The sequence below is a fragment of the Nonomuraea sp. NPDC003727 genome (assembly GCF_053586935.1).
In genome coordinates this window covers 1-6604 of record NZ_JBSFNE010000047.1, presented here as the reverse complement: position 1 = coordinate 6604, position 6604 = coordinate 1, and the positions used below count along the sequence as shown (strand labels likewise).

The window sequence follows — 6604 nt, the reverse complement described above, 5'->3', positions numbered from 1 at the left end:
GTACTGCACTCGAAGGGGTGTGGGAGAGTAGGTCGCCGCCGCGCAATCTTTACAGTAAGGGCCATCCCGGTTGGGGTGGCCCTTTCTGCTTTTCCAGGCCGTTTCGAGGGCGTGCCGTGGGTGGCCTTGCCAGGGGGGACCGTAGGCTGGCCTGATATGAGGACTGGATTCGCTGTTCCCGTGTCCGGGCCGTGGGCCACCCGCGCCAACATGCGCCGGATCGCCACCCGCGCCGAGCAACTCGGCTACCACGAGCTGTGGACCTTCCAGCGCCTGCTCTACCCCGAGGGTCACGCGATGGGCCCGACGTACCGCAGCGTCCACGACCCCATCGTCACTCTCTCCTACCTTGCCGGCGTCACCGAGTCGATCAGGCTGGGTGTCGCCGTGGTCAACGCCTACGAGGCGCCCGCTCTGGTGGCCAAGCAGGTGGCGTCGCTGCAGGAGGTCTCGGGCGGGCGGGTGTCGTTCGGGCTGGGGCTCGGCTGGCTGCGCGAGGAGTTCGAGGCCATGGGGGTCGACTTCGCGAAGCGTGGCCGCAGGGGTGAGGAGTTCATCGAGGTGCTGCGCAAGTGCTGGACCGACGATGTGGTCCGGCACGAGGGGGAGTTCTACCGGATTCAGGCTTCCCACATGGATCCGAAGCCGACGCCGATTCCGCCCATCCTGCTGGGCGGCGGGGCCGAGGTGGCGCTGCGCAGAGCCGGTCGGCTCGCCGACGGCTGGGTCAGCGCGAGCAGGGAGGACCTGAACGGCATCGCCGAAAAAATCTACATCGTAAAGGAGGCGGCACGGGAAGCCGGACGCGATCCCGAGGCACTGCGTTTCATCTGCCGAGGGGTCACCACGGTCACCGACGCCGTCGACGGGCCGCCGTTGACCGGGCCGTACGAGAAGATCAGGCAGGATGTGGCGGATCTGGCGGCTCGCGGGGTGACGGAGGTGTTCCATGACCTCAACTTCGTGGCCGACATCGTGACCGCCGCGCCTGAGGAGGCGATGCGCCGGGCGGAGGAGGCGATGGAGGCCCTCGCCCCCTGACGGACCCGTGCGCGGCAGCCGTTTCCCGGCCACTGACTGTCACCGGGAGTTGAAGGCGTGGCGGCTCCTGATCGAATGACGGAGCGATTCAACGGTGCCCTGTATCCCCACAACCCACGACCTGAGCCACGTGCGTGATGGTCGGCGACATGGGCCCGGCCCCGTCCGGGCGAACCGCACAGGATTGGTTCGGCCGCGCTGCCTTCGCCGGATGCCATCGTGGCCATTGGGCGTTGGAGTGTGTCGTCGTCCCAGGGCGCCCGGCGCGTTCCACGTGGATCGTCAGGTGCACACCTCACGGTCGGGTGGCGGACCGCGGATCATCGCTGCGCGCCGGGCTTCGTCCGCCGCTTCAGCTCACCGTGGACTCGAGTGCACGCGCCTCGTCGGGACGGTGTGTCTCGTGATATCCGCCCTCCGGAGTCCGGACGACGACTCCGGTTTCCACGCCGTGCTCGGCGACGTCGCGATCACGTGCTTGCAGGCCGAGGCAGAGCCAGCGGGTGATGACGAAGGCGACGATCGGGCCGACGAGGACGGCCACGCGAAAGGCGTTGGTCACGGATTCGAGCGACAAGTGGAAGACATGCGCGATCTGGTCGTTGGCCGCGGAGGCCCACAGCGATCCGTAGAACGTGACCCCGGCCGCCGCGAGACCGGTGCGGACCGGGGTGGCCCGTGGCCGGTCCAGGACGTCGTGTCGGGTGCGGACCCGGGCGAGGCGCTCCTTGTTCATCGGGCGCCCGTTCGCGTCGCGCCGCGCGCGATACGTCAGCACGCGCTCTTCGATCAGCGGGTACAGCGCCAGGACGGTGAAGAACGCGCCGGGTACGACCAGGCCGGGCACGAGAACGACGAGGCTGAGGGTGTGGCCGAAGACGGTGACCTCCCATGCGGGCATGAGCCGGAGCGCGCCGTCGATGAAGCCCATGTACCAGTCCGGTACGGCTCCCGCCGCCGTCTGGCCCGGGTTGGCCGGGCCGTACAGCCAGATGGGGGTGATCTGGACCAGCACGCCCATCATGACCAGCACCCCGACGGTCGCACCCGCCACCAGCGTACGGGTAGCGGGACGTCCCCTCACCGCGCCGGGGAAACGTGTGTGGCCGTGCCGGCGGACCAGCCGGGCGCGAAGGGCCAGCAGGCCCGCCACGAGCAGTGGCAGCACCAGCACGTGCGCCCAGTACAGCCGGGGAACGATGTCCTCGCCTGGGAACGCTCCGCCGAACAGCAGCTGGTGGAGGTAGGTCCCGACGACGGGAATGGACAGCACGATGCTGTTGATGAGCCAGAGGCTGCCTCCTGACAGCAGGTCGTCCGGGAGGATCTTGCCGGTTTCCCCCGCGGCCATGGCGAGCGCCAGCAGCGTCACCCATGTCATCCACTGAGAGCGTCGGGGCCGGCGGAACGCGCCGGTCAGGAACATGCGTAGGAGCTGCAGCACGATGGCGGCGGCGAAGATGAGTGCCGCCCAGTGGTGCACTTGGCGGATGACCAGGCCGCCTGTGACGTCGAAGCTGATGCGCATGGCCGAGTCGAAGGCAGCGCTCACCTGAACCCCGTGCAGCGGGGCATAACCGCCGTCGTAGGTGACCCGTGACATGTCCGGATCGAAGAACAGCATGAGGAACAGCCCCGTCACGGCCAGGACCGCGAAGGAGTAGGCCGCGATCTCCCCGAACAGGAACGACCAGTGGCTGCCCCCGAACACTTGCTGCCGCATGCGTGACACGCGCATTCCGCCTCCAGGAAACTCGTCCTCTGTACAAAGGACTGAATTGCCGCCCGGAATGTGACATCGCGACCAGTGAGGTCGATCACGGCCGTTCTGGTGGCTGCTCGATCTCGTACGGCCGGCCGTTGACGATGGAGCCGGGGCCGACCACATAGCCGCCGCGGACGGGCCCGCAGGTGTCGATGCAGGGGCCGAGCGGAAGTTGGGGGAGCTGCTGGTGGTCGAGCCGATCGCGTAGCCGGGCGGGACGGTCAGGTACAGGTGCATCCCGCCGGTGGTTGCCTGCTAGACGATCATGAGATGAAGACATCAAGACTGGTCAGAGAGCGTTGACGCGATCGCAGAAGTCATCTTGTCGCGTCGGGCAGTACTCCCGGATATTGCTGCGTAACGTTACGATCTGGCGATGCGATCGTCCGCGTTAGTCGTCAGGCGGAGTGCTGCTCCATCTGGCCGGAGCTGGCTGTGGACCGCCGGTCAGATCGTCGGAGCGGGGCTCGCTGGCTCGCTGCTCGGCCCCTGCTTGTACGCCGTCGCTGTCTTTGCTCTCGGGCTGGGCCCGATCGTCTTGGTCTTCGCCGCGCTCTTCGCAATGGTCGTGTTGTATCTCGTGGCACTCGTGACACGAGAGGGATCGTCGATGACGGCGACCCCGGGTGGCAGGACGATATGGGCAGGCGTGGTCTTGATTCTCGGGGTGATCGGCTGGGTCGCCGGGGCGTCCGCCCTCGGCAAGCTGGGATTATCCACGACGGACCCGCTGTGGTGGTCGTTGCTGAGCGCGATCCCGTTCGCCCTGGCGGCAGCGCTTTGTACGGGAGGGTGGATCTCGCTCGTCTCCCTCACCTTGACCACGGCCCTGATCCTGACTGGCTATTCCTAGGAATCCTGCTGCTTAGCTCCTGGAACGGTGTTCACCGGTCCCGTGCCGGCGACAAGCGAGTTCGCGACGGAGTTCAAGGTTTTCGCCGTGTGCTTGTTCGAGCGCTGCGCGGAGTGCTTGGACACTGATGTCCTTGTGGCTGGTACGGGTGACCCAGTACGAGCGATCGTGGATCTCCACTAGGTCGCCGCAGATCTGTCCAGCCGAAGAAGGAGTCGTGCAGGATCGTCCCGGTGGTCCTCCATGTATGTGACCAGGGTGTCGATTACCTCCCGGCCGCACCTCGGCCCCGCCGGCGCGGCGACGGTCTCCTGCCTCGCCCGGTCCGCGCCTCCTACTGCACCGTCGTCCACGACAACCTTGCTGGCATCGCGACCGTTGAGCTCGGCGACCCAGGTCGCCGAGCTCAACCCGCTTGTTGTTGGCCAGGCGCGCCTTCGGCGGGATCGACCATGTCGCGAGGGAGTGGTCAGCCGAGCTCCGCCGTCATCAAGGTCAGCGGTGCCATTCCTCCGACTGCACCGTCTGCTCGGCGGGCGGCGGTTTGATGTGCACCTTCATCCTCCAGTCCGACAGCCGAAGTTCCTTCGAGTGGACCTCGTAGGGCGCATCGCCCGCGGACCTGCCAGGGCCGTCGTTCAGCTCGCGCCACGAGCTCCACGCTCGGCGGACGAGTTGGTCGCCGCCGATCCACAACCGCCAGGACACCTTCCAACCGGCGTACTTACCGGTGGGGGGCCTGCGGTGGTAGCCGATGCGCATGTCCGGGTTCGCCTTGTGGAGCTGCGCGAAGGTGATGGTGCCCTCGTAGAGGGTGGTGCGCACCCCGTCGTAGATCCCGGCGGGCCGCTTGCGATTGGTGGTGGCCAGCACGGCTCGGAGGTTGGCCGCCTCGGTGAGGCTGAGGTGGGGTCCGGCCTTCAGGAAGAGCTGGCACGGCCATTCGAAGGTCACCCAGGTCTTGCCCGGCGGCAGTGGCTCATCGGGGTCGGGCTTGACGTACGACTCGTACTCGCGTTTGCCGATGCAGATTTTGCGGGTACCGGCGACGGCCACATTGGGGTCCTTCAAATCCGTCGCCACGATCGTGCCCTTGCCGAAACCGACGACGCCGCGCACCGGATCGGTGAACGACCAGCTGCCGTCAGGCGAGCGTGATCCCCAACGCTCGACGATCTTCACCCCCTGGCCGGGGACGAGCTGGCGCTGGATGACACCGGCCGATCCACGACGGCATCGGCCCGTCCGGCAGGACCTACCGTCGCGGTGGGCACGGCCGCCATGAGAAACGCTGCCGCCATTCGTCGTCTCATCACGCAAGCGATCTTCGCAGTACCAGGTCTCAGTGGCGTCACACCTTGATCGACGGCTGGACCTGCGCCGCTGCGGCATCGGGTCGGGCCGGTCGCAGCGCTTCCACCACCCGGCTGGCCACCGAGCGCGAGCGCACCCGCCACCTGGACCCAGACGCGCCGGCAGGTCGCCGAGCAGAGCCCAGCGGGTTCCACCGCGGCACACGTCCGGGCCGAGCTCAACGAGCAGCGGCGGACCTTCCTGCGGGCCCTGTTGACGTGCTGAGGTGGCGGCTGACGTCAACCGTGCTCCCGCGATGCGGCGGGCTCGGCCGAAGTCCCTCTACGGGGCCGGACCTCAGGGTGTCCGGGACGAGTAGGGGTGATCCCCGATGCCGCCCCCCGCGTCCTCCGGCAGCATGGTGGTCATGAGAACGAGGGGCATGATCGCCGTGGCCACGTTGGCGCTCTCCGCGACGGTGCTGACGGGTTGCGGGTTCGCCGGGCTCGGCGTGGCGACGGACGAGAAGACCGAGTCATACGAGGTCACCGACAAGGTCGTCCAGCTGACGGTGAGGGGCGGGGCCGGCGATGTCGTGGTCAACGAGAGCGACAGAGCCGGGATCAAGGTCACCGAGAAGATGCACTGGCGCGACACCGCGCCCCAGGCTTCGCACCCGGTGAAGGGGGAGGTCCTCGAGCTGTCCTACGACTGCGAAAGGACCTTGGACAGTTGCTGGATCGACTACACGATCGACGTTCCCAAGGCGCTGAAGGTCAAGGTCGACATGGGCGCGGGTGACATCACCCTGCGCTCGCTGAGCGGCGAGATCGAGGTGAAGACGGGCGCGGGCGACATCGGCGCCAGCGCGCTCGCGGGCAAGCGGTTGTCCGCCGAGACGGGCGCGGGCGAGCTCGATCTGAAGTTCGGCGGCGCGCCGGACAGCGTCGAGGTGCAGACGGGGGCGGGCGACGCCACGCTCCACCTCCCGCAGGGCCGCTACGACGTGACCACCGACAGCGGCGTGGGCAGTACCGTGGTGAAGGTGACCGACGACGCGAGCGCACCGCGCAAGGTCTCGGTCTCCTCCGGCGTCGGCGAGGTGAAGATCCTGCCCCAGTGAAGCGGCGGACGCCGTGGGGGCCGCCGAGACCCGACTCCGGGTCGGTCAGCGGCCGCGGCTCTCAGACGTCCGGCGATGGCGCGCCGACCTGAGGGGGGTTACCGCCGTCGACCGGTTCGATGCAACTCGCTACTTTCGGTAGATATCCGGTGAGGCGGCGGAGCCGGCCGATCCGGCTGCGGTCGACGCTCACGGGTGGCCAGATCTCCAGCTGGGGTGTGACGTGCACCGTCGGCTTCCGGCACCGTGATGACGAAATCGCCGCGTTCGTCGTCAGCGGACACTGGACGGCTTGGCCTTTCGGCGAGCTCCCCAACCACGACCTTGGCGACGAGTTCATCGGCACGGCCTCGGTGCTGGTGGAGTCGCGTAATCAACTGTCGCGTATTCGTCCAGCCGTCGAGTGCTGATGTGGCCGACCTGGGGCATGCTGGAGTCATGACTGGTGATCAGGTAGCCGCCGCAGTCCGTGCATTGATCAATCGGTACGACCCCGAGGGCCTGTTGGGCATGGGGGCTCCTGAGGACG

Annotated in this window: 6 protein-coding genes; 4 read left to right on the top strand and 2 right to left on the bottom strand. The window is 67.7% G+C overall.

Going from position 1 to position 6604, the window contains the following annotated elements:
• Positions 1–156 precede the first annotated feature (156 nt).
• A complete protein-coding gene (locus ACWDLG_RS44990; RefSeq protein WP_449931802.1) occupies positions 157–1041 on the top strand; it encodes a TIGR03619 family F420-dependent LLM class oxidoreductase in 885 nt (294 codons plus the stop codon).
• A gap of 352 nt (positions 1042–1393) precedes the next feature.
• On the opposite strand, the gene qcrB is transcribed toward ACWDLG_RS44990, so the two are convergent.
• Positions 1394–2764, bottom strand: coding sequence for a cytochrome bc1 complex cytochrome b subunit (gene qcrB / locus ACWDLG_RS44985; protein WP_449931800.1), 1371 nt, complete (start codon positions 2762–2764; stop codon positions 1394–1396).
• Positions 2765–3182: 418 nt separating this feature from the next.
• On the opposite strand from qcrB, the gene ACWDLG_RS44980 reads away from it, so the two are divergent.
• Positions 3183–3659 carry a hypothetical protein gene (locus ACWDLG_RS44980; RefSeq protein ID WP_449931798.1) on the top strand — a complete coding sequence of 159 codons (477 nt, stop codon included), beginning with the start codon at positions 3183–3185 and terminating at the stop codon, positions 3657–3659.
• A 495-nt stretch (positions 3660–4154) separates the two neighbouring features.
• Here ACWDLG_RS44980 and ACWDLG_RS44975 read toward each other — a convergent pair whose 3' ends face one another.
• Positions 4155–4841 carry a hypothetical protein gene (locus ACWDLG_RS44975; RefSeq protein WP_449931796.1) on the bottom strand — a complete coding sequence of 229 codons (687 nt, stop codon included), beginning with the start codon at positions 4839–4841 and terminating at the stop codon, positions 4155–4157.
• Between the two features lie 538 nt (positions 4842–5379).
• Between ACWDLG_RS44975 and ACWDLG_RS44970 the strand changes: the two genes are divergently transcribed.
• Entirely contained in the window at positions 5380–6075 is a 696-nt protein-coding gene (locus ACWDLG_RS44970; RefSeq protein ID WP_449931794.1) for a DUF4097 family beta strand repeat-containing protein, read from the top strand.
• A 218-nt stretch (positions 6076–6293) separates the two neighbouring features.
• Positions 6294–6485, top strand: coding sequence for a hypothetical protein (locus ACWDLG_RS44965; protein WP_449931792.1), 192 nt, complete (start codon positions 6294–6296; stop codon positions 6483–6485).
• The last annotated feature ends 119 nt before the right edge of the window (positions 6486–6604 follow it).

Bases quoted from the DNA above. Each gene is read 5' to 3' on its own strand.
- ACWDLG_RS44970 (WP_449931794.1), top strand. From the start codon at position 5,380: ATGAGAACGAGGGGCATGATCGCCGTGGCCACGTTGGCGCTCTCCGCG.
- ACWDLG_RS44980 (WP_449931798.1), top strand. From the start codon at position 3,183: ATGCGATCGTCCGCGTTAGTCGTCAGGCGGAGTGCTGCTCCATCTGGC.
- qcrB (WP_449931800.1), bottom strand. From the start codon at position 2,764: ATGCGGCAGCAAGTGTTCGGGGGCAGCCACTGGTCGTTCCTGTTCGGG.
- ACWDLG_RS44990 (WP_449931802.1), top strand. From the start codon at position 157: ATGAGGACTGGATTCGCTGTTCCCGTGTCCGGGCCGTGGGCCACCCGC.